Annotated in this window: 22 protein-coding genes; 14 read left to right on the top strand and 8 right to left on the bottom strand. The window is 67.0% G+C overall.

The window, feature by feature from the left end; genetic code table 11:
- Positions 1-173 precede the first annotated feature (173 nt).
- The 4 genes from ISN75_RS15595 to ISN75_RS15610 form a co-directional block, all read right to left on the bottom strand.
- Complete coding sequence (locus ISN75_RS15595; protein WP_167253961.1) at positions 174-812, bottom strand: glutathione S-transferase family protein; 639 nt, start codon at positions 810-812, stop codon at positions 174-176.
- A 95-nt stretch (positions 813-907) separates the two neighbouring features.
- Entirely contained in the window at positions 908-2116 is a 1209-nt protein-coding gene (locus ISN75_RS15600; protein ID WP_343818466.1) for an autotransporter outer membrane beta-barrel domain-containing protein, read from the bottom strand.
- A 214-nt stretch (positions 2117-2330) separates the two neighbouring features.
- Positions 2331-2714, bottom strand: a complete 384-nt coding sequence (locus ISN75_RS15605; RefSeq protein ID WP_168646935.1) for a YciI family protein — start codon at positions 2712-2714, stop codon at positions 2331-2333.
- 143 nt (positions 2715-2857) lie between these two features.
- Complete coding sequence (locus ISN75_RS15610) at positions 2858-3271, bottom strand: RcnB family protein (RefSeq protein WP_343818463.1); 414 nt, start codon at positions 3269-3271, stop codon at positions 2858-2860.
- 413 nt (positions 3272-3684) lie between these two features.
- On the opposite strand from ISN75_RS15610, the gene ISN75_RS15615 reads away from it, so the two are divergent.
- A complete protein-coding gene (locus ISN75_RS15615; RefSeq protein WP_343818461.1) occupies positions 3685-4404 on the top strand; it encodes a hypothetical protein in 720 nt (239 codons plus the stop codon).
- Between the two features lie 76 nt (positions 4405-4480).
- Entirely contained in the window at positions 4481-5323 is an 843-nt protein-coding gene (locus ISN75_RS15620) for a transporter (RefSeq protein ID WP_343818459.1), read from the top strand.
- A 56-nt stretch (positions 5324-5379) separates the two neighbouring features.
- Here the strand turns inward: ISN75_RS15620 and ISN75_RS15625 are convergent, their stop codons facing one another.
- The 3 genes from ISN75_RS15625 to ISN75_RS15635 all read right to left on the bottom strand — a co-directional run bounded on the left by ISN75_RS15625 (position 5380) and on the right by ISN75_RS15635 (position 7426).
- On the bottom strand, positions 5380-6081 hold the full coding sequence (locus ISN75_RS15625) for a DUF4440 domain-containing protein (RefSeq protein ID WP_343818458.1): 702 nt from the start codon (positions 6079-6081) through the stop codon (positions 5380-5382).
- Positions 6078-6818 (bottom strand): AraC family transcriptional regulator, encoded by a 741-nt coding sequence (locus tag ISN75_RS15630; RefSeq protein WP_343818456.1) that lies wholly within the window; start codon positions 6816-6818, stop codon positions 6078-6080. Before ISN75_RS15630 ends, ISN75_RS15625 begins: the two co-directional genes overlap by 4 nt.
- Before the next feature lie 107 nt (positions 6819-6925).
- Positions 6926-7426 carry a hypothetical protein gene (locus ISN75_RS15635; RefSeq protein WP_343818454.1) on the bottom strand — a complete coding sequence of 167 codons (501 nt, stop codon included), beginning with the start codon at positions 7424-7426 and terminating at the stop codon, positions 6926-6928.
- Positions 7427-7572: 146 nt separating this feature from the next.
- On the opposite strand from ISN75_RS15635, the gene ISN75_RS15640 reads away from it, so the two are divergent.
- The 3 genes from ISN75_RS15640 (at position 7573) to ISN75_RS15650 (ending at position 10319) form a co-directional block, all read left to right on the top strand.
- On the top strand, positions 7573-8685 hold the full coding sequence (locus ISN75_RS15640; protein ID WP_343818453.1) for a sensor histidine kinase: 1113 nt from the start codon (positions 7573-7575) through the stop codon (positions 8683-8685).
- Positions 8682-9443 (top strand): LytTR family DNA-binding domain-containing protein, encoded by a 762-nt coding sequence (locus ISN75_RS15645; protein WP_343818451.1) that lies wholly within the window; start codon positions 8682-8684, stop codon positions 9441-9443. The genes ISN75_RS15640 and ISN75_RS15645 overlap by 4 nt, the downstream gene beginning before the upstream one ends.
- 297 nt (positions 9444-9740) lie before the next feature.
- Positions 9741-10319, top strand: coding sequence for a hypothetical protein (locus tag ISN75_RS15650; protein ID WP_343818450.1), 579 nt, complete (start codon positions 9741-9743; stop codon positions 10317-10319).
- 136 nt (positions 10320-10455) lie between these two features.
- Here the strand turns inward: ISN75_RS15650 and ISN75_RS15655 are convergent, their stop codons facing one another.
- Entirely contained in the window at positions 10456-11043 is a 588-nt protein-coding gene (locus ISN75_RS15655; RefSeq protein WP_343818449.1) for a GrpB family protein, read from the bottom strand.
- A gap of 93 nt (positions 11044-11136) precedes the next feature.
- Here ISN75_RS15655 and ISN75_RS15660 point away from each other — a divergent pair, with 93 nt between their 5' ends.
- From ISN75_RS15660 to ISN75_RS15700, 9 genes are all read left to right on the top strand, one after another.
- Positions 11137-11745 (top strand): helix-turn-helix transcriptional regulator, encoded by a 609-nt coding sequence (locus tag ISN75_RS15660; protein WP_208399694.1) that lies wholly within the window; start codon positions 11137-11139, stop codon positions 11743-11745.
- A 5-nt stretch (positions 11746-11750) separates the two neighbouring features.
- Entirely contained in the window at positions 11751-12254 is a 504-nt protein-coding gene (locus ISN75_RS15665) for a hypothetical protein (RefSeq protein WP_343818448.1), read from the top strand.
- Complete coding sequence (locus ISN75_RS15670; protein WP_343818446.1) at positions 12244-12870, top strand: DNA-3-methyladenine glycosylase; 627 nt, start codon at positions 12244-12246, stop codon at positions 12868-12870. Before ISN75_RS15665 ends, ISN75_RS15670 begins: the two co-directional genes overlap by 11 nt.
- A gap of 371 nt (positions 12871-13241) precedes the next feature.
- Positions 13242-14087, top strand: coding sequence for a hypothetical protein (locus tag ISN75_RS15675; protein ID WP_208399692.1), 846 nt, complete (start codon positions 13242-13244; stop codon positions 14085-14087).
- A gap of 6 nt (positions 14088-14093) precedes the next feature.
- A complete protein-coding gene (locus ISN75_RS15680) occupies positions 14094-15350 on the top strand; it encodes a DUF4785 domain-containing protein (protein WP_343818444.1) in 1257 nt (418 codons plus the stop codon).
- Between the two features lie 284 nt (positions 15351-15634).
- Positions 15635-16729 carry an exopolysaccharide biosynthesis polyprenyl glycosylphosphotransferase gene (locus tag ISN75_RS15685; RefSeq protein ID WP_343818442.1) on the top strand — a complete coding sequence of 365 codons (1095 nt, stop codon included), beginning with the start codon at positions 15635-15637 and terminating at the stop codon, positions 16727-16729.
- A gap of 87 nt (positions 16730-16816) precedes the next feature.
- Positions 16817-17848, top strand: coding sequence for a polysaccharide biosynthesis/export family protein (locus ISN75_RS15690; protein ID WP_343818890.1), 1032 nt, complete (start codon positions 16817-16819; stop codon positions 17846-17848).
- Positions 17845-18297, top strand: coding sequence for a low molecular weight phosphotyrosine protein phosphatase (locus ISN75_RS15695; protein WP_167253932.1), 453 nt, complete (start codon positions 17845-17847; stop codon positions 18295-18297). Before ISN75_RS15690 ends, ISN75_RS15695 begins: the two co-directional genes overlap by 4 nt.
- Positions 18294-20510: a GNVR domain-containing protein gene (locus ISN75_RS15700; RefSeq protein ID WP_343818440.1), complete on the top strand. Its 2217-nt coding sequence runs from the start codon at positions 18294-18296 to the stop codon at positions 20508-20510. Before ISN75_RS15695 ends, ISN75_RS15700 begins: the two co-directional genes overlap by 4 nt.
- The last annotated feature ends 33 nt before the right edge of the window (positions 20511-20543 follow it).

Below are 20543 nucleotides of genomic sequence, written 5' to 3' on the forward strand. Positions count from 1 at the left end.
GCGAGCTGTCACGCTGCGTCGCAAAAAGTTGAGTGGGAAGCCCAGGGGTTTCAGGCGGCTAGATGGCCGCCGGAGAAAAACTCTTGGCCCATCATTCCGGCGCAGGCCGGAACGATGCTGTCTCGCATGGTCGCGCCAGGTTGGCGGTACGGAGAGTGGCGGATCACCACGATTCAAGCCGCATTGATCGCCAACTGCGCCGCAAACGCACGCTGATACGCCGGCCGCGCCTCGCCCCGCGCGACATAGGCCGCCAGACTCGCAAACTCATCCAGCATCCCCGACGGCCTCAGCCTCAACAACACCGACACCATCAACAGATCGCCCGCGCTGAATGCGCCATCGAGCCATTCCGCATCGCCCAGGCGGGCGGCCAGCTGATGCAGCCGCTGGCGGATGCGCTCCTGCACCAGGGGCGTGCGCTCCTTGGACCAGGGCTTGTCGCCCTCGATGATCCTGACGGTGACCAGATCCAGGATCGGTGGCTCCACCGAATTGAGCGCCGCGAACATCCAGGTGATCGCACGCGCCCTCGCATGCGCATCGCGCGGCAGCAGCTGCGCATGGTGCTCGGCGATATGGAACACGATCGAGCCGGTTTCGAACAAAGCCAGCCCGTCTTCCTCGTAGGTGGGAATCTGGCCGAACGGATGCAGCCGCAGATGCGCCGGCTCCTTCATCGCCTTCGGTGAAACCAGGCGCACCTCGTACGGCAGCCCCGCTTCCTCCAGCGCCCAGCGGACACGCGTATCGCGCGCCAGTCCCTTGCCGCCGTCGGGCGACTTCTCGAATGCGGTAATGGTGATGCTCATGGCTGGCTTCCTCCGTGCAAAGGTTGTAGTGAGCGCACCCTGCACGTGGTGCCTAAGGGCGATGGTCGTCCGGCCACCGCCCTTAGGCACACGCCTCAGAAGCGCACCGACATCGCTGCTGTTACGTTCTGATCCACCAGGCGCTGGCTGCCGGCCTGACCGGTATAGCTCAGCGAGAACACGGCGTCGGGCGCCAGCGTGAAATCCAGGCCGGCATCGAGCACGCCGACGTTGCGGCTCACCACCAGCCCGTGCAGGTCATACGCGCTGCCGCCCGCGCGGAAGACCAAGGCGTGGTTGACGTCCACATCGCCCGTGGCGTGGCGCCAGGCCAGGCCGGCGCGTGCATTCACCGCCACCGTGCCGAGCTGGAAACTGTCCGCCACGAAATGCACGCCGAGCGTGGAGTACGTCACGTCCGCGTCGTGGCTGCCGCCGGCCAGCGCCGCGGCGCCGCCGGATTCGCGGAACGACTCGAAGTTCTGCCGCACCTGGGCCAGCTGCAGATACGGCTGCAAGGTGCTGCCGCCCCAATGCACGCCGTAGCCGAGTTCGCCGAAGACCTGCGCGGTATGGCCGTAGTAATCCGTGCCGAGGTGCGCCGCGGCGAGCCCGGGCACCTGCACGAAGCGGTCGGTGGCGATGTCGTGGCGCACGTACGCCGCGCCCAGCTTGAGCGTGAACGCACCCCACTGCGTGCCCGCATACGCACCGTAGGTGGTGTCGTGCGTGGTGGCGGTAGAGTCGCGGCTGTCGGCGTCGATGCGCGCATGGTCGTAGCCGAACAGCAGGCCGACGCGCCAGCGGTTGTCGAAGATCAGCGTATCGACGCCGCCCATCACGCCGCCCATGTCGCGCGAGATGGCGCCGGCATTGCCGTTGTTGCCCTGGTGGCTCCAGCCGCCGGCGGCCTGCGCCCACAGATGGCTGCCGTCGGCGCAGCCGGCCGCGCAGGAAAGCCGTGCAAAAGCCGCGTCCCGGGCGAAATGGCTGTCCTCGATCATCTGCGTGCCGACCGCGGCGTGGATCTCGCCGGAGAGGCGATCGTAGGCAGCGCCGGCTGCGGCTGGATCGGCAGGCCATTGGCTTTGCAGCGAAGTGCGCAAGGCGCTGCGTGCGGGCAGCGATTGCAAGGCCTTCGCCACCGCCACCTGGTTGGACGAACCGGCAGCGACGAAAGGCTGGCTCTGCGCGAAGGCGGCGGTCAACGGCGCGGCGGCCAGTGCGGCGCCGATGGCCAGCACGTGGCGGATGCGCCGGGCGCCAGCCCGCGGCGCGCCGGGATTACGGTTGCAGATATTCATGCAAAGCTCTCGATGATCGCCACCGGGCGTGGCAACCACCGAGTATCTGCATCGCCTTGCAAATTTATGTGTGCATGGGGCCGATACGACCGCGCTTCGTGCAATGGCACACACTCGCGGTTTCAGAGCGGTACATACATGGCTGCAGCGATACCGCGCCCCATGCCGATTTGGCCCGGGGCGATCGCAACCCATAGGCACATACCTGAACATGTCAGGCATCCGCACCCAGGCCGAGATCGTCCATCTCGTACAAGGGCCGGATCTCGATCTCGCTCGGCCCCGGCATCGGATTGGGGCAGCGCTTCACCCACGCCACCGCTTCGTCCATGTCCTTCACCTGCCACAGCCAGAAGCCGGCCACCAGCTCCTTGGTCTCGGCGAATGGCCCATCGATGACCAGGCGGCCCGCGCCGTCGAAGGCCACGCGCTTGCCGTCCGAGGAAGGCCTGAGGCCATCGCCGGACAGCATGATGCCGGCCTTGGCCAGCTCATCGTTGTAGCGGTCCATCGCCTCGAGCATCCGCATGTTCCAGGCCGTGGGCTTGAAGCCCTGCTCGCTGTCTTCGGTCGCCTTGACCAGCACCATCACGCGCATCGCCGTTCTCCGGTTCGGGCCGAATGGATCGGCCTCTTAGGGAAACGACGAATGGGTATCGCGAAAATCGACACCGCCGGAGAAACTTTTTTGAGCGGTGCGCGGCGCGCCGGAGCAAGCTCTCCGCGGCGCGCCGATCGGGATCAAAGCCCGGTGGCGATATCGATCACCACGCCGCTGGAGATCAGCGTCAGATAGAACTGGCCTTCATCGGCGCGTACCCAGCGATAGCCAGGTTCCGGGCGGCGCAGGTGATAGCGCTCGTAGTCGGTGATGTAATACGTGCGGCTGTAGTAGCGATCCGGCAGGCGCTCGCCCCGCTTGTACCAGCCAAGATGCCTGCCGTTGTCATGGCGCCCCTCGTTCTTGGGGTTGTGGCCGCGGCCGGGACCATCGTCGTCCCACTGCTGACTGTTGCCGTTGCCGTTGCCGTTGCCATTGCCATTGCCGTTGCCATGACCGCGACCGTGGCCATGACCGTCCTGCGGAGACGCCAGAGCAAGTGCGCTGCCGCCAAGCAGGACCGCCGCGATGGCCAGAGAGAAAAAGCGCTTCATATTGGCTTCCCCGAAAAAGTGGGTGGGACATGCATGGCCTTCGATGACCGCGCGCCACGTTAGCTCGCGCCATGCCACAACGCAAAAATATGCGCCGGATATCGGCCATCCGAAACGCTGAATCGCTTTCCCTGCAGAAAGCTTGATGCAAGGAAAAACCCTTGTTTCCGTGATGGAAAACACATCGTGATCCGACGTTTAACTCGCAGCTGAAGCATTTCCGTCAGATCGCTGAACTTTATGCGCGCGCATTCTTTTTTTATTTCCTTCACTCGGACAGTATCCGCCGCCGAGGCCATGGAGCACGCAATTCTGCTGCGATGCCACATGAAAGGTGCGGAGTGCATCGGCCGCGTTTGCAGCGGTACCTCGCGGGGAACCCATCAAACCCACATGCGTTGCCAGGGCGAATCATGAAAAAACATTTCCTCGCGTTTTCCGTATTGAGTGCGGCCATCGGCCTCGGCGTCGCCGGAGGCGCGACCGCGCAGGCGGCCGCACCGACGACGACGACCACGACCACCACCACGGTGGAATCCACCCGCATCAGCACGTCCTACACCAGCTTCGCCGGCTCTGCCGGCAACGCCAACGCGCTGGTCACCGGCCTGCGCGGCGGCACGTCGGTAGTGCTGGTGACGCCGGCCACGGCAACCACGCCGGCCGTGCAGACCACCTTTACGCCGGCCACCGGCCCGATGGGCTGGGGCAACGTCAATATCGCGCTGGCACTGGCCCAGGCCGAACTGACCAAGGCCGGCATTGCCAATCCGACGGCAGCCGATCTGCAAGCCGCGCTCAACGGCGGCACCATCACCACCTCCACTGGCACCGTGCAGTTGTCCGGCGTGCTCGCCGCGCGTGCGTCCGGCGAAGGCTGGGGACAGATCGCCAAGTCGCTCGGCTTCAAGGTCGGCGAGGTGATGGGCCAGGCCAAGGCGCACGGCCCGCTGCCATCGACCGCCGACATCGAGCACGGCCCGAAGGCGGACAAGGTCGCTAAGGCCGACAAGGCTGACAAAGCCGACAAGGTGGCGAAGGCCGATCGTCCCGACAAGCCCGACCGCCCGGCCAAGGCCGATCGCCCGGACAAGCCCGAGCGCCCCGACAAGCCGGAACACGGCGGCCGCTGAGCCTGCCCGATAACTACGACAAGACGAGGAGGCCCGCGCAGGGCCTTCTTTTTGCTGCTGCCCCAAGGAAATGAACATGAAGCTGAAGAATGCAAGCACGCTCGCCGCCCTCGGCGTGCTGGGCCTGATGGCCCAGGCGGCGCACGCCGAAGACGCGCCCACCGTGAAAATCGGCGCCGGCGTCGACTACACCTCCGGCAAGTACGGCACTTCCGAAACCACCGACATCACCCAGGTGCCGGTTTCGTTCGGCTACGACACCGGCGACTGGTCGCTGAAGCTGGTCGTGCCGTACATCCGCGTGTCCGGTCCGGACAACGTGATCCCGGGCGTAGGCCCGGTGAAGAACGGCAATCCGAATGGCCGCGGCAAGGGCAAAGGCAAAGGGCAATCGGGCGGCACCACGACGACCACCGCCGACACCACCACGGGCTCGGCGTCGGGCCTGGGCGATGTCATTGCATCGGCCACGTACTCGGCCTACCGCAACGACGCCGCCAACTTCGGCATCGATGTCACCGGCAAGGTGAAGTTCGGCACGGCTGACGAAGACAAGGGCCTGGGCACCGGCAAGAACGACTACACGGCAGCGGTGGATCTGTACAAGGGCTTCGGCCGCTGGACCGTGTTCGGCGGCGCCAGCTACACCTGGCTGGGCAGCTCCGAGTACATCCGCCTGAACAACGTGTTCGGTGCGAATGTCGGCCTGGGCTACAAGATCGACAACCAGAGCAGCATCGGCGCGTACTACGACTACCGCGAGAAAGCCGCCAGCACGAGCTTCTCGCGTAGCGAAGTGACCGGCTACTACTCGTACAAGTTCGCCAGCCAGTGGAAGGCGCAGGTGTATGCCAGCAAGGGCTTCACCGACGGCAGTCCGGACTGGGGCGTGGGTGCTTCGGTGGCGTACTCGTTCTAAGCGGCAGCGCGGCTTCCCGCCATGGGAAGCCGCGCTGGATTTCCTGAAGCACCGGGCTAAGGCAGCCGGGTCCAGATCACATCGTGCCCTTCGCGCCGCGCGGCGAAGGCGGCGATGGCGCCGCGCCCATCGCGCTGGAATACCAGACGCTTGCGCGGTTGCCCTTTGAGAAACAACACATCGGCGGCTTCGGCCAGCAGCGGCTGCAGCGGTCCACCTTCGGCGCCGCCCATCAGCTTGCCGTCCTGGATACGCACCACGTAGCGCAAGTCCGGCGCCGCCTGGTAGCGGCCCGTGTACTCGGCGAGTTTTGCCGCCGGCAACGCGATCGCCGGTGGATCGTCGTTGACTACATAGACGTGCGCGGAAGCCAGCTTCCACTCGTTCCGTTCGAGCCGCCAGGTTTCCGTCATCAGGTAATGCGCCAGCAGCGCCTGGCCGTGGAACATCTCACGCTCTTCGTCCCGGTGGATGACGAAAGCGCTGTCGCCATGCCGTTGCACGCGGTAATCGGTGATCGCAATGGAACCGCTGACACCATGCGGCAGCGGCACCAGCGAGGTCAGGAAGGCCTGGCGGTCCATGATCGTGCCGTTCTCGTCGACGTAGATGGCGTCGTCCGCCAGCATGCGTTCCCACAGCGCACGGTCGCCGGGGGCGATGGCGTCCAGCAGCGCCTGGTCCTTCGCGCGCAGCGTGGTTTCGAGCGGAGCTTCGGCGGGGCCGGCCAGGGCAAGAGCGAGCAGAAGAGTGATCATTCCGGCAGCTTGGCGCCGCCGTTCGCGCGCGTCTTGAACGAATGTGACCTGGCGCGCCAGGCCGTCGGCGTGGCGCCGGTCAGGCGTGTTATGGCACGCGTCATGTGCGCCTGGTCGGCAAAACCGCAATCGGCGGCGATCTCCGCCAGCGGCTTGCATTCGCCGGTGATGCGCAGCCATGCGGCGCGTGCGCGCGCATCGGCGCGGAAGCCGCTGGGCGATACGCCGTACAGGCGGGCGAAGCCGCGCGACACCGTCTCGCGCGCAAGGCCCATGTGCTCGGCCCATGCGTTGATCCGCGGCGCATCGGTTTGCATCAAGGCAGCGGCGAGGACGTCGGCGGGGTCTTCCATCAGCGCTGGCCGCATGGGCCTGTACGCAAGCTGCTCGCGCAGGGCCACGGCCGCTTCCACCACGTCGCGCTCGGCCAGGCGCGCCAGCATGTCCACGTCGCAGCCGGCATGGACGCCGCCGCATCCCGCGTCGCGCGGCCAGGCAAGGCGCAGCACGGTCAGTCCGGCGCTGAGCATGCGGTCGGCATGGCAATCGAGCGTAGGTTGCACCAGGACGTCGCCTGCCGCGACGCGCATGCGCCCGGCGTAGCCCGATTGCTCGAAGCGGCCGCGCAACAGCACGGTGGCGTAGGCTTCGTAGTGCTGGTGCCGGGGCGGCGCATAGCCGGGCGCGAGACGCTCGATGCCGCGCCGTGCCATGCGAAAGCCGTGTGGGGTCGCCATGCGTCGCACCTCGCGCGTTCTAGCCGCTCTATAGCAACGGTGGCGTGCGGCTGGAAGTGCGGGTCGTCGTGGGGCGCGGCGGCCAGGCCTGGCTCGCGCGCGCCGTATCAACCATCCATCGCCATGGCGACCTTCCGCAGCAGCGGCTGCCTGTCGCGCGCGGCCAGCAGCGCGATCGGAACACCCACCAGCACGATATGGCTGAACCATTGTTCGCCCAGGCTGACCATGCTCACGCGCTGCAGGATCGCCGGCCAGCGCAGCGGCAGAACGATCAGGTACATCACGCACCACAGGCCCAGGCCATAGAGGCTGCCCGCGATGAAAGGATGCCGCACGGCCCACTCCCGCCGGCGCGCCAGCATCACATAGACCCAGACCATCACGCTCATGATGGCGAAATGCAGCAGCACGCCCGCCAGCATGCCCGCCAGACCCGCATTGCGCGCCCCGGGCCAGACGCCGGAGGCGATGGCGAACAGCACGCCGAGCGGCGGGTGGCCTTCGAGCATGGCATAGACGAAGGCCGAACTCAGGTCCAGGAAACCGGCGATCAAGGTCGCCCTGATGATGAGCCGCGTCGACTCGTTGTATGCATCGTTCGCCATCGTGTGCTCCCGCATTCCAGGCCAGACTCCTCGCTGGAGTCGGCCGGCAGGCTAGCAACCGTGCCGGCGGTGCAGTTGCGCTTTTCGGCGAACGGACCGCTTGCGGCCGTCAACCGGTACGCGGATGGCTTCCACGCATACCTGGCGTGGCGCAAACTCTGCTGCCCATGACGGAATCCATCGATCCCAGGCAGCGCCCCCGGTTCTGGCTGATCCACTTCGGTGGCTGGCTGGGCTATGGCGTGGTCAGTGCGCTGGGCGCGCTGCCCTATCGCAATGTTTTTCCGGTGCTGATGTATTTCCTCGGCACCACGGCGATGGCATTTCTGTGCAGCCCGGCCATCCTCGCCATCAGCCATCGGCTGGCGGTGGCGAAGGCTTCATGGCCGCGCACCTTCGGCATCGTCATCACCTGCGCCTATGCGATGGGCATCGTGTGCTCGACCACCGGCGCCGCGCTGGAAACGGCATTCGGCCATCCGCCAGCGGAGTCGGCGCATTGGTATGCGGTGGCCTTCGTCGGCTTCGCCAACGCCTTCAGCCCTACGCTGATGCTGGTGGCGTGGGCCGCGCTTTATCGCGGTGCCTGGCATTGGCAGGAAGCGCAGCAGCGCGAGCGCCAGTGGCTGCTCGCCGAAACGCTGGCGCGCGACGCGGAGCTGAAGGCATTGCGCTACCAGATCACGCCGCACTTTCTGTTCAACACGCTCAATGGCGTGTCCACCCTGGTCGGCGAAGGCGAAACCAGTGCGGCGCGGCGCATGATCGCGCTGCTGGCGGACTTCCTGCGTTCGACCCTGGAGCCCACGCGGCAAGGCGACGTGAGCATGGCCAAAGAACTGACCCAGGTGCAGCAGTACATCGAGATCGAGCAGATCCGCCTCGGCGCGCGCCTGGCCGCTACGGTGCAGTGCGATGCAGGCGTGCTGGATACGCCGGTGCCGCACCTGCTGCTGCAACCGCTGGTGGAGAACGCGATCCGCCACGGCATCGCGCCGTTCGCCGAAGGCGGCAGCTTGTCGCTCAGCGTGACGGGAGATGGCGAGGTCGTGCGCATCCTTATCCGCAATCGTGCCGAGGGCATGCTGAGCAAGCGTCCGGAAGGCGGCGGACTGGGATTGGCGAACACACGTGCCCGGCTTGCCGCGCGGTACGGCGATGGCTGTCGCTTCGCCGCGCAAGGCACGCCGGATGGTGGCTGGGAAACGCTTATCGAGATCCCGCGGCTTGCGGGTGCGGCTGCGGGTCCGGCGGCATGATCCGCGTGCTTGTCGTCGATGACGAACCACTGGCGCGCCGCGGCGTGCGGGTGTGCCTGCGGCGGGCGCACGACGTCGAGATCGTCGGCGAAGCGGACTCCGGCGAGAGCGCGCTGGAACGGATCACGGCCCTGCGCCCGGACCTGCTCTTTCTCGACGTGCAGATGCCCGGCATGGATGGCTTCGGGATGTTGTCGAAGCTCGATCCTGCCGAGCTGCCGCTGGTGATTTTCCTCACCGCCTACGATGCCTATGCGCTGGAAGCGTTCCGCGTGCATGCGCTGGACTATCTGATGAAGCCGATCGACGACGACCGCTTCGACGAAGCGCTGCGGATCGCTCGGCACCGCCTGCACGAGCAACGGGCCGGCGAGCAGGTCGACAAGCTGCTGCGCCTGTTGCACGCCGGCGCGTCGCCCGGCGATGCATGGCTGACCCGCTTCGAGGCCAGGCAGGGCGGCCGGACGCTGTGGATACCCGTGGACGAGGTCGACTGGATCGAGGCCAGCGGCGATTACGTGATCCTGCACTGCGGCCCGCGCATGCACATGCTGCATGCGCGCATGGATGGGATCGAGCAGCGTCTCGATCCTGCGCGCTTCGCACGCATCCACCGCTCGGCCATCGTCGCGCTCGAGCGCGTGCGCAGGTTCGCCCTGCTGCCGACGCGCGACGCCTTGCTCACGCTGGCCGACGGCACCGAGCTGCGGGTGAGCCGGCGGTTCCGGCATCGGTTGCGGTTGGACAGCATGGGATGACTGGACGCTCCCGCTGAAGCGACCGCGCTCACGCCGACGTCTTCGTCACTTGGCAAGCAGCCCGTTTTCACACCCGGTTCGCGGAATGCCGCAGCGCTCATGGCGCGATGCGCGCAGGTAATTCCATTTGCAGTATTAACAGCGGGCCGCCCGGATCGGACGATTTATATCCGCATGGTCGACCGGCCATTGGCGGCTACAAGCTTGCATGTGTTTCTCAATAACCGCTGCGGACCCGCCGGAGCGCCCGCGATCCGCACGCTTCCTTCCGCCACGGCGCGCCAGAAGGAGATCGCCATGTTCATAAGCACCCTTTCGTCCCGGGCATCGCTCGGGCTTCGCCTGGCACTGATCGTCATTGCCTGGCTTGCGGTCGTCCTGGTGTTATCGACACCCGTGCGGGCCCAAGCCGCCAACCTGGTCAGCTGCACCGGTACGGAGACCGTGAGCTTTGCGCCCGGCCTGACAAATACGCCGCACCCGCTGACCGTCACCACGGCGGATAACTTTCCGGTATGCATTCATGCCTCGGCCCCGATCTTGATGCCCGCCACGGCCCAGGCGCAGATTTCGCGCACGGCCTCCTGCCTGGATCTGCTTGGCGGCGGCCCCGGTACGCGCGTGCTGCATTGGGCGAACGGCCAGACCAGCACCTACAGCTTCGTCAGCAGCGCCAATGTGGTGAACGGGAACATCGTCACCGTATCGACCGGCACGATTACCGACGGTCTCTATAAGGGCGCATCCGCCACCGGGAATGTCGTACTGACTCCGCTGCTGGCAAACGGCACCCTGAATTTGAACGACACCTGCAACTCGGCGCAAGGGATGATCAGCGCCAGCGGCACGTATATTTTCAATGTATTGCCACTCTAAGGGCGATCTGGCTTGAACGATGGACTTATGGTCCCGCGCCACGCTTATGCGGCGCGGGATCCGCAAAGCCAGTCGTGCCGCAAAGCGGTGATGCATCGTGCCTGCCCGCCGATCCTCGTTGAGGATTCCGCGTATCTCAACTGCCGGTATTCACGCGGCGAACCTCGCGCAGGTCTTCGGCGCGGCAGCCTGCCTCGCTCAGGATGGTGAGCAGGAAATCCGTCTTGCCCATGCTGTAGCGGAACGGCTCGTAAGGGTATTGATCCGCCAGCCGCAGTTTCAGCTCGCCATAGGCTTGCGCGGTGCCCGGATGGGCGCGCAGGTAGTCGCGCACTTTCAAATGATTTTCCAGCGCCACGCCGCCGCGCACGCAGGCATACAGGTGATGCGGCGGCGAACCCGGCGGCGGTTCGAACGCCTCGCGGTCTTCGATGCCCAGGTCGCCGACGTGCAGATAGCCGATCCCGGCCAACCGCTCGATCGTCGCCGCCATGCCGGCGCGGGACGGCACGATCACGTCGATATCGATGATCGGCTTGGCCGCCAGCCCCGGCACCGAGGTGCTGCCGACATGCTCGATGGCGATGGCGGCGTCCCCGACTGCGGCCTGGATGCCTTCCCGCAAGCGCTCGAACTGCTGCGGCCAGGCGGGATCGTAGGCCTCGACCAAGACGCGCCGGCGCTGCAGGTCGGGGGCATCGGATGCGGGCGGGTTCGGGGTCATGGGCCGGCACTATAGGCTAAATAGTTGATGCTGACTAGTTGATCTCAACCATCGAGCCACCGACACTGCCCCACGGCAGCGACAGGAGGCCCGGTGAGCAGTCGAAAAGTGTCCAATCCGCTGGCTTTGGCCGTCATGGCCTGGCTGCTGACCGGCCCGATGCATCCCTACGAGCTGGGCAAGCGGCTCAAGGACACCGGCAAGGACCGCAACATCAAGTACAACCGCGGCTCGCTCTACATGGTGGTGGAGCAGTTGCTCAAGGCCGGCTACATCGTCGAGCACGAAACCCTGCGCGATACCTCGCGGCCCGAACGGACGGTCTACGCCTTGACCACCCTGGGCCGGCACGAGCTCTACGCATGGATGCGCGAGTGGACCGCCACGCCCCAGCACGAATACCCGCAGTTCGGCGTGGCGCTGTCGCTGCTGAGCGTGATGGAACCCAGCGAAGCCGTGGAACTGCTGCTGCAGCGGCAACGCGCCATGCAGGCGCAGATCGAAACCATCGAGTCGATGTTCGACCAGGCCAGGCGCGACAACGTGCCATGGATCTTCCTGATCGAAGAGGACTACCGGCTTGCCCTGCTGAAAGCCGAGTACGGCTTTATCAGCGAACTCGCCGAGTCGCTCAACCGCGCCGACTATCTCGAAACCTGGCAAACCTGGAAGGCTTCGCTGGGCCAGGGCCAGGACCCGTAGCGCGCATGAAACCGCCGAAATATTCGCTGCCGGAAATCGAACGGCGCTGGCTGGTGGAACCCTCGCGCCTGCCCGAGCTCACCCGCCTGCCCTGCCGACGCATCGAAGACTGCTACATCGAGCAAAGCCTGCTGCGCCTGCGCCGCATCGAGGCGCCGGATGGCGAGATGGTCTACAAGCTGTGCAAGAAATACGGCCGCGGCGATACGCTGGCCAATCCGATCACCAACCTCTACCTGTCGCCGGACGAATATCTGGCGCTCCGCGACCTGCCCGGCCTGCGCGTGCACAAGCAACGCTACGCCGTGGAGGGCGGCGCCATCGACATCTACCTTTCATCACCCGCGCTGGCGATCTTCGAGATCGATTTCGACAGCGAACAGGCGGCGGCGGACTACGTTCCTCCACACTTCGCCGGCAGGGAGATCACCTACGACAGCATGTATTCGGGCGCAACGCTCGCAGCGCGTTTCGCATCGGATACCAGGGACGAAACGCGTGGCCCTTAAAGCTACATCGATCCACTGGCCCGGCACGCCGCTGCCGCGTGCATTCTTCGACCGCCCTTCGGTCACCGTGGCGCCGCTGCTGCTCAACAAGATCTTCGCCGCCGCCGATGGCCGCGCCGGCCGCATCGTGGAAGTGGAAGCCTATGCCGGCGCCGTCGATCCCGCTGCGCACACCTATCGCGGCAAGACCCCGCGCAACGCGACCATGTTCGGCCCGCCCGGACATCTGTATGTGTACTTCACCTATGGCATGCACTGGTGCGCCAATTGCGTATGCGGTCCGGAAGGCGCCGGCGGCGCCGTGCTGATCCGCGCGCTGGAACCGCTGCACGGCCTGGCCCGGATGCGTGCGGCGCGTCCGCGTTGCGCACTCGATCGCGACTTGTGCCGCGGCCCGGCGCGCCTCACACAGGCACTGGGCATCGACGGCGAACAGGACGGTATCGACCTGGTGAGCGCCAAGGACGGCTACACCGTCGTCGACGATGGCGTCGCGCCGCCAGCCGGCATCGTCGGCGGCCCGCGCATCGGCATCAGCGTCGCCAAGGATTTCCCGTGGCGCTGGTACGTGCCCGGCAATCGCTACGTCTCCGGCACGGCAGCGCAGCGCGCCTGAAGACCTTCGCCCGCCGGCGCGCTTCGTTCAAAACGTTCGAAACGCGAGAACTTGCAGAATCACGGCCTGCTCACGCCGCCCCCGCAGTTGCGGCACCTTGCGTGCGTGACATGTCGCTGCAACGAAGATAGCCGCACCGCTTCACAGAATCCGTGGCGATCCGCCGGCTAGATTCCCCGCGCTCAGCCCTACGTCCGCATGGAAGCCGGCACCAGGCATCGCCGCCATCGCTCTCCATGCGCGCCCGGCTCGCAGGCGCGCCGTTCCCGACGACACCGCTCGTCCCGCACGGACGCCATACCCGCGCATGGCTGCACGCCATGCGCCCACTCAAGGAGGGAACTGACGTGCGACGTTCGATCGGAACTTTGATGGGAATCCTGCTGCTCGGCCTGGCCTGCGCCACGGCCCATGCAGCCACCGGCGTGGCCCTGGTGCACGGCACCGGCAAGCAGACCGACGCGGCGAACGACTACTGGCAATCGGCCATGGTCGAAGGCGTGCGCAACGGGCTCACCGACAAGCAGAACCTGCTCGTCGTCAACTGCGACTTCGAACAATACATGTGGGACAACCGCGCCGCCGGCTGCCTGGCGCAGCAGCTCACCGACTTCATCAACGCCCGCAATATCGACCGCCTGATCGTGATCACGCATTCCAACGGCGGCAACGTGATGCGCTGGATCCTGTCCAATCCCACCTACGACGCACGCTATCCGAACATCATCCGCCGCATCGTGCGGGTGAATGCGATCGCACCATCCAGCGCCGGCACGCCGCTGGCCGATGCGGTGATCAACGGCAACGTATTCGAGTCGGCGCTGGGCTGGCTGCTCGGCTACCAGAACGACGCCGTGCGCATGCAGCAGGTGAGCTGGATGGCCACCTACAACCAGCAGAACCTGCTGGGTACCGCCGGCCGCCCTGCGCTGCCGGTGGCTTTCCGCGCGGTGGTCGGCACCGACGTGACTTCGGCCGTGTGGAACGGCGACAGCTACTGCGGCGGCTATGCGCAGAGCGTGGGCCTGGAGATCACGCAGAACTGGCTGGACAGCTGCTCGGACGGCTTCATCAACTGCAGCAGCTCCTCCGCCGCCGGCAGCGTGTGGTTCCGCGATACGCAGCGCACCAGCGGGGGCGCGGTGCTGAACCACAACCAGAGCCGCCGCGCCTGCTTCGGCCTGGAATCCATCCTCGCCAACGACATCAAGGGATAAGCCGCCATGCGCATTCGACCGATGATGCTGGCGCTGCTCGCCGGCGCCCTGCCCCTGTCCGCCTTCGCCGCCACGCAGAACCTGCTGCCCGCGCAGGCCGGCGACCTGGTGCCCGCCCTGGTGCATGCCCGCATGGCCAGCCCGACCGCCGCGGTATCGAGCCGGCTCGCGCCGGCCGCGCCGCAGGTGCATGAAGAGCGGCAGCCGATCCAGGTGAGCTGGGCACTGAACGCCAGCGAATCGCTGCAGGCCACGCCGCAGGCGGTGCGCCGCGAAAGCCGCGAATACTGGCGCGAAGTGAGCGACACCGAACTGCAGCGCGGCGTCGATCTTGCCACCACCGCACCCGGCGCGATCATCCGCCTCAGCCCCGGCCAGGGCGGCACGCGCCTGCAGCCGGCCGACCTGCGCCTGCAGGTGGGCGGCAAGCGCTTCGACGGCAATGCGGCCACGCGCCACGTCGCCGACACCGCGCAGTTGCAGGCCGCCGGCATGGAGGCCACCGATGCTTCGATGGCGCTGCAGCTGCGCACGGAACTGGGCGCCGGACGCACCACGCTGCAGGCACCGAAGGCGCACGGGCGCTATGTCGTCTACGTCTACGAGCCGCAAAGCCCGTTGGTGGTGGAAGCGCAGGCCGATCGTCCCGAGCTGCTGCTCGGCGGCAACCTGCAGGTGGCGCTGAACCTGCGCGATGGCGCGCAGCAGCGCGCACTGAGCGCCGCCACCGGCGTGCTGCGCTCGCCCGACGGTGAAACCACGCCGTTGAGCTTTCAACGCCGCAGCGACGGCAGCTTCGTCGCCATGGCCACCCCGGCGAAGCAGGCTTCCATGCCCGGCCTGTGGGAAGTGCAGAGCACCGTGACCGGCACCGATGCCAACGGCCGCGAGGTGCGCCGCAACGTCAACACCGCGGTGGCGGTGGCGGTGCCCGATGCGCGCTTCATCGGCAATGCCGAACCGCGGCGCGCCGGCGATGGCGGCGTGGATATCGCACTCGGTGTCGACATCCGCAGTAGCAGCCGCTATGCGGTGTCCGGCGTGCTGTACGCACGCGGCGGCGACGGCCAGCAGGTTCCTGTGGCCTATGCGCAGTCGGCGGCGTGGCTGGAAGCAGGTGCCGGCGAGCTGCGCCTGCACTTCGATCCGGCCAGCCTGCACGGCGTGGCACCGCCCTACGAGCTGCGCGACCTGCGCCTGCAGGACCAGCCCGCCATGGGCCTGGTCGAGCGGCGCGCCAGCGCCTTGCGTTTCTCGCTGTAAATGCACAAGGCCGGGAATGGCTCGTCCATTCCCGGCAAAGTTCCATCCACTGCCCTGAAATATCCAAGCAAGATCAAGACGCCGGAATAATCCAGTTAAGCGCGCCAAGCTCGTCGGCCATCCTGTGGAAATCGGGGAACTCCTACCCCGCCAACTACTATTCCACAGGATTGCCCGTCGTGCTGCCTCCGTCCCCAGCCTGGATATCGACCCTGTCCGGTGGGCTGACCGCGCAGCTCCCTGGCTTTGCCGCGCACGGTGCCGCCGCAAGCTCTGCGGCAATCGTGGCACCCGCATCCGCGGACAAGCTGGGGCTGTTTCTCTGCGTCGCCCTGCTGGCACTGATGGCCAACCTGCTTGTACGCAGCATTAGGCGCTCGCTCGCCCAGGGCCACGCCCCGCGTCGCGTCATCGTGGCCGGCGATATCGCGCATCTGTCGCGCTGGTCGGCACAGCATCCCACGCTGCTGCAGCGCTACCGCCCGGTGGCGGTGATCGGCGTGGACGAATCAAGCGGACCCAGCGAGCCATTGCAGGGCATTCCCGTCCTGCATGGCATGGAGATGCTGCAGGACTTGGCCGCATGCCGGCAGTTCGACGAGTTATGGCTCGCCCTGCCCATCCTCGCCACGGATGCAGTGCGCGACTACCTCAAGGCGATGCAGCACTATTTCGTCAATGTGCGCCTGCTGATCGACGCGCGCGACATTCCGGTATTCAACCCCACCGGCATCACGCTGGGCGACTACGCCTTCATCGACCTGGTGGCCTCTCCCCGGCGCCGCGCGATGCACTGGTTGAAACCCGTGTTCGACCGCGCCTTCGCCGCATCGGTACTGGTGCTGCTGTCGCCGCTGCTGCTGGTGCTGGCCGCGGCGGTGAAGGCGACTTCACCGGGGCCGGCCATCTTCAGGCAGCGGCGTCAGGGACTGGATGGCCGCGAATTCACCATCCTGAAGTTCCGCTCCATGGCCGCCCATGCCGAAAGCGGCGGCAGCCTGACGCAGGCCGGCAGGAACGACGTGCGCGTCACCGCGCTGGGCCGCTTCCTGCGCAGGACCAGCCTTGACGAGCTGCCCCAGTTCTTCAATGTGCTGCGCGGCGAGATGTCGCTGGTGGGACCGCGGCCGCATGCGCTCGAACACGACCATTTCTATCGCAGCCTGATCGACGGCTACATGTATCGCTACCGCATCCGTCCCGGCATGACCGGCTGGGCGCAAGTGCATGGACTGCGCGGCGAAACCGCCAAGGTGGAAAGCATGGCCCAGCGCATCGCCCTGGATCTTTTCTATATCCAGCATTGGTCGTTCTGGCTCGACCTGAAGATCGTCGCGATGACGATCGCCAAGGGCTTTACCGACAAGAACGCTTATTGAGCGGACGGCCGCCGCGTCCACCACGGAAACCACGCTATGTTTCGCTGCAGATATCTCGTTCGCGCGGCCGCTGTTGCCGCCGTGGCCATGGCCGGCGGCTGCGCCTTCGCGCCGGGCATGCAGGCGGATGCCGGCATGCCGCCCGTCGTCACCATCACGGCCCGGATCGACGAACTGCAGCAGCATGCCGCCGATGCCGGCCCGGCCGAGCAGGTGCTTGCCCTGACCGCCGTACCGGCCAGCACCGGCTACGCGATCGGACCGGGCGATGTCCTCGCCATCAGCGTGCTCCATCATCCCGAACTCGCCTCGCCGGCCATGCGCGGAGACGCTGTGGCGGCCAAGGCGGAAGGCTTCGCGGTCGATGGCCAAGGGCGGCTGTCGCTCCCCTATGCGGATTCCCTGCCCGTCGCCGGAAAAACCGTGGAGCAGGCGCGCGATGCCCTGGCGGCGGCGCTGTCCCGCTTCTTCCACGCACCGCGAGTGAATCTGCGCGTGCTGGAGTACCGAAGCCGGAAGATCTACGTCGCTGGAGCCGTGCGTTCGCCGGGCAAGCAGGCGATCACCGATGTGCCGATGACGCTCGCCCAGGCGCTGTCCGACGCGGGCGGCCTGTCGCCGAGTGGCGATTCCAGCTGGATCTGGCTCTATCGCGACGGCCAGGCTTACCGCCTCGATCTCCCTGCGCTGGGCCGCCACGGCATCGGCTCGGAACGCATCCATCTGCGCGACCAGGACCGCATCCGTATCGACGAACGCATGGATCATCCGGTCTTCGTCGCCGGCGAGGTGGGCGCGCCGCGCCCCCTGCCCTTGCATGGTGGTTCGCTCAGTCTCGGCGAAGCGCTCGCCGAGGCCGGCTCGATCAGCCAGGTGTCGGCCGACTCGCGCAATGTCTATGTGGTGAGGCTGGAGAACGCCGCGTCGACGCCCACGGTATATCGCCTCGACGCCAGGACCCCGGTCGGCCTGGCCCTGGCGGCGCGCTTTCCGCTGCGACCCAACGATCTGGTCTATGTGCAGCCATCCGGCCTGGTGCGCTGGAACCGGGTGATGAACCTGCTGCTGTCCAGCAGCATGGTGCTCTACAACAGCCGGCGCGCGGGGGACGACCGATGATCCGCAGCGTGCTGTTCGTCTGCGTGGGCAATCTGTGCCGCAGCCCCATGGCCGCGTGCATGGCGCGCCACGCCATGCCATGGCTGCATATCGATTCGGCTGGCCTGCGTGCGCCGCCGGCACAGCCGGCGCATCCGCTGGCGATATCCGCCATGGACGACTGGGGCGTCGATCTTTCCGCGCATCGCACCAAGCGTCTGACCCGCGAACTGGCCAGCCGCCACGACCTGATCCTGACCATGGACGAGATGCTGCGCGAGCTCATTCACCAGCAGCATCCGTCGCTGCGCGGGCGCGTACAGCTGATGGAGAGTGCACCGATCGCCGATCCTTATGGCCAACCCCGCACCGCCTTCGATGCATGCCGGCGCCAGCTTGCCGGCGCAGTCGAGGCCTGGACGGCGCGCCTGGCGTCGTTGACCGCGCCGCCGGCGGGAGCGGCGCGATGAGCGCGTCGACGCGCGACACGGCCGGCGCACCCGCCGAGGCGGTCGACCTGATCGCCCTGCTCGACATGCTCTGGCGCGCGCGGGCACTGATCGGCAAGACCGTGCTGGGCGCGTTCGCGCTCGGCCTCGCCTATGCCTTGCTCGCCACGCCCATTTACCGCTCGGAGCTGATGATCCAGATCGACAGCAATGCCGGCAGCGTGAGCAACCAGCTGCTCGGCTCGCTCAGCGATTTTCTCGGCGTGAAATCCTCGGACGACGCGGAGATGCAGATTCTGCGCTCGCGCCGCGTGATCGGAGCGGCGATCGACGACGCCCGCTACGACATCGTCGTCCGGCCCCTGCGCCTGCCGCTGCTCGGCCACCTGTTCGCCGGCCGTGCGGGCGTGGCAGCGCCGCGGCCCGCGCTGGGCGGCTACGTGTGGGGCGAGGCATCGTTGCGGGTTGATCGCTTCGATCTCCCGCGCGCCCTGTATGGACGGACGTTTACCGTCACCGCACTCGCGCAAGGGCGTTACCGTGTCGCCGTACCGGGCATGGCGAAGCAAGCCGCCGGTGTGGCGGGGGCGCCGCTGCGGCTGGACACTCCGCTGGGCGTGGCGATCCTGCAAATCGGCTCGATCGATGCCGCGGAGAATTCGCGTTTCGAGCTGCAGCGCCAGCCGCGCCTGAAGGCCATTGCCGACGTGCAGGAACGCATCGGCGTCATCGCCAAGGCCAAGGACGCCGGCGTGATCACGGTGACCCTGGACGGTGCCGACCCGGCGCGCACGGCGCGCTATCTGAATGCGCTCGGCGACGCCTACGTGCATTTCAACAGCGCGCAGAAGGCCGAGCAGGCGCAGAAATCGCTGGATTTTCTGCAGCAGCAACTGCCTGCGCTCAAGCGCGAACTGGAAACCGCGGAAGATGCCTTGCTGGCCTTCCGCGACCGGCACGAAGTCATCGACCTCGGCGAAAGCGCCAAGTTGAAACTCGGCCAGATGGTGGCGCTGCAGACCCGCCTGAGCCTGCTCGGGCAGGAACGCCGCGCACGATTGCAGGACCTTCAGCCCGGACACGAAGCGATCCAGGCCATCGACAGCCAGGCCGGCGGGTTGACGCAGGAGCTGCAGACGCTGGAAACCCAGGTGAAGACCCTGCCGGATACCGAACAGGCGCTGATGCGCCTGACCCGCGAAGCCAGGGTCAGCGCCGAGCTCTATACGGCCATGCTCAACAGCGCGCAGCAGCTGCGCCTGCTCAAGGCCGGGAAAGTCGGCAACGTGCACGTCGTCGATGCCGCCGACGTGGAAGAGAAGCCGGTCAGGCCTCGCCGCGCGCTGGTCGTGCTCGGGTCCCTCGTGCTCGGCCTGATCGCGGGCATCGCGGCAGCGTTCGGCCGCGCGCTATGGCGTGGGCCCGTCACCGATCCGCGCGAACTGGAGCGCCGCAGCGGGAACGCCGTCGTGTCGCTGCTGCCGCTGCGCCGGCAGCCTGGGCGCCATCGCTGGAGCTGGCGCGGACCTTCCACACCGGAACGGCCGCTCGCGCTTACGCATGCGCACGACCCGGTGGTGGAAAGCCTGCGTGGCCTGGCCATCGAGCTGCAGCTCAAATTGCTGGAGGCACGCAACAACGTGGTGATCGTCACCGGCGCCACGGCCGGCATCGGCAAGTCCTTCGTCGCCGCGAATCTCGCCATCGTCCTCGCACAGGCCGGCCGGCGGGTGCTGCTGCTGGATGGCGACCTGCGACGCGGCGCGCTGGCGGAGGCCTTCGGCCTGCGCACGACGCCGGGCATGACGCAGCAGCTGCGCGGCGATCTTCTGCTGCCGCCGGGCGTCATCCAGCACAGCGGCATCCAGGGCCTGGACGTGATCGGTGCGGGCGCCAAGGTCAAGGATCCGATCGAACTGCTGCACCGGCCGCGCCTGCCGTCGTGGCTGGCGGCCACCGCGGCCGCGTACGACATCGTGCTGGTCGATACCGCCCCGGTCCTGCCGGTCGCCGATGCCGTCCTGCTGGCCCGGCAGGCCGGCCTGGTCTACGCGGTGGCGCGCTATGGCGTCAGCAGCGAAGCCGAACTCGCCGAAATGCAGGCGCGCCTCGATCGCGCGGGCGTGCCGCTGGCGGGGATCATCCTCAATGGCATCCAGGCCGACCTGCGCAATGCGGCCTATGGCAGCTATCGCTACAGCTACGAACCGCAAGCGGGCGAGGCGACGGCATGACGTCGGCCGCCATCGATCCGCGCCACGCGCCCG

Source organism: Dyella marensis, from assembly GCF_049532885.1.
GTDB classification, from domain to species: Bacteria; Pseudomonadota; Gammaproteobacteria; order Xanthomonadales; family Rhodanobacteraceae; genus Dyella_D; species Dyella_D marensis.

Coding starts and splice junctions, on each gene's coding strand:
- ISN75_RS15625 (WP_343818458.1), bottom strand. CDS start 6,081: ATGATCACTCTTCTGCTCGCTCTTGCCCTGGCCGGCCCCGCCGAAGCT.
- ISN75_RS15665 (WP_343818448.1), top strand. CDS start 11,751: ATGAAACCGCCGAAATATTCGCTGCCGGAAATCGAACGGCGCTGGCTG.
- ISN75_RS15615 (WP_343818461.1), top strand. CDS start 3,685: ATGAAAAAACATTTCCTCGCGTTTTCCGTATTGAGTGCGGCCATCGGC.
- ISN75_RS15610 (WP_343818463.1), bottom strand. CDS start 3,271: ATGAAGCGCTTTTTCTCTCTGGCCATCGCGGCGGTCCTGCTTGGCGGC.
- ISN75_RS15700 (WP_343818440.1), top strand. CDS start 18,294: ATGAGCGCGTCGACGCGCGACACGGCCGGCGCACCCGCCGAGGCGGTC.
- ISN75_RS15675 (WP_208399692.1), top strand. CDS start 13,242: ATGGGAATCCTGCTGCTCGGCCTGGCCTGCGCCACGGCCCATGCAGCC.
- ISN75_RS15650 (WP_343818450.1), top strand. CDS start 9,741: ATGTTCATAAGCACCCTTTCGTCCCGGGCATCGCTCGGGCTTCGCCTG.
- ISN75_RS15630 (WP_343818456.1), bottom strand. CDS start 6,818: ATGGCGACCCCACACGGCTTTCGCATGGCACGGCGCGGCATCGAGCGT.
- ISN75_RS15605 (WP_168646935.1), bottom strand. CDS start 2,714: ATGCGCGTGATGGTGCTGGTCAAGGCGACCGAAGACAGCGAGCAGGGC.
- ISN75_RS15655 (WP_343818449.1), bottom strand. CDS start 11,043: ATGACCCCGAACCCGCCCGCATCCGATGCCCCCGACCTGCAGCGCCGG.
- ISN75_RS15690 (WP_343818890.1), top strand. CDS start 16,817: ATGGCCGGCGGCTGCGCCTTCGCGCCGGGCATGCAGGCGGATGCCGGC.
- ISN75_RS15635 (WP_343818454.1), bottom strand. CDS start 7,426: ATGGCGAACGATGCATACAACGAGTCGACGCGGCTCATCATCAGGGCG.
- ISN75_RS15680 (WP_343818444.1), top strand. CDS start 14,094: ATGCGCATTCGACCGATGATGCTGGCGCTGCTCGCCGGCGCCCTGCCC.
- ISN75_RS15595 (WP_167253961.1), bottom strand. CDS start 812: ATGAGCATCACCATTACCGCATTCGAGAAGTCGCCCGACGGCGGCAAG.
- ISN75_RS15645 (WP_343818451.1), top strand. CDS start 8,682: ATGATCCGCGTGCTTGTCGTCGATGACGAACCACTGGCGCGCCGCGGC.
- ISN75_RS15695 (WP_167253932.1), top strand. CDS start 17,845: ATGATCCGCAGCGTGCTGTTCGTCTGCGTGGGCAATCTGTGCCGCAGC.
- ISN75_RS15600 (WP_343818466.1), bottom strand. CDS start 2,116: ATGAATATCTGCAACCGTAATCCCGGCGCGCCGCGGGCTGGCGCCCGG.
- ISN75_RS15620 (WP_343818459.1), top strand. CDS start 4,481: ATGAAGCTGAAGAATGCAAGCACGCTCGCCGCCCTCGGCGTGCTGGGC.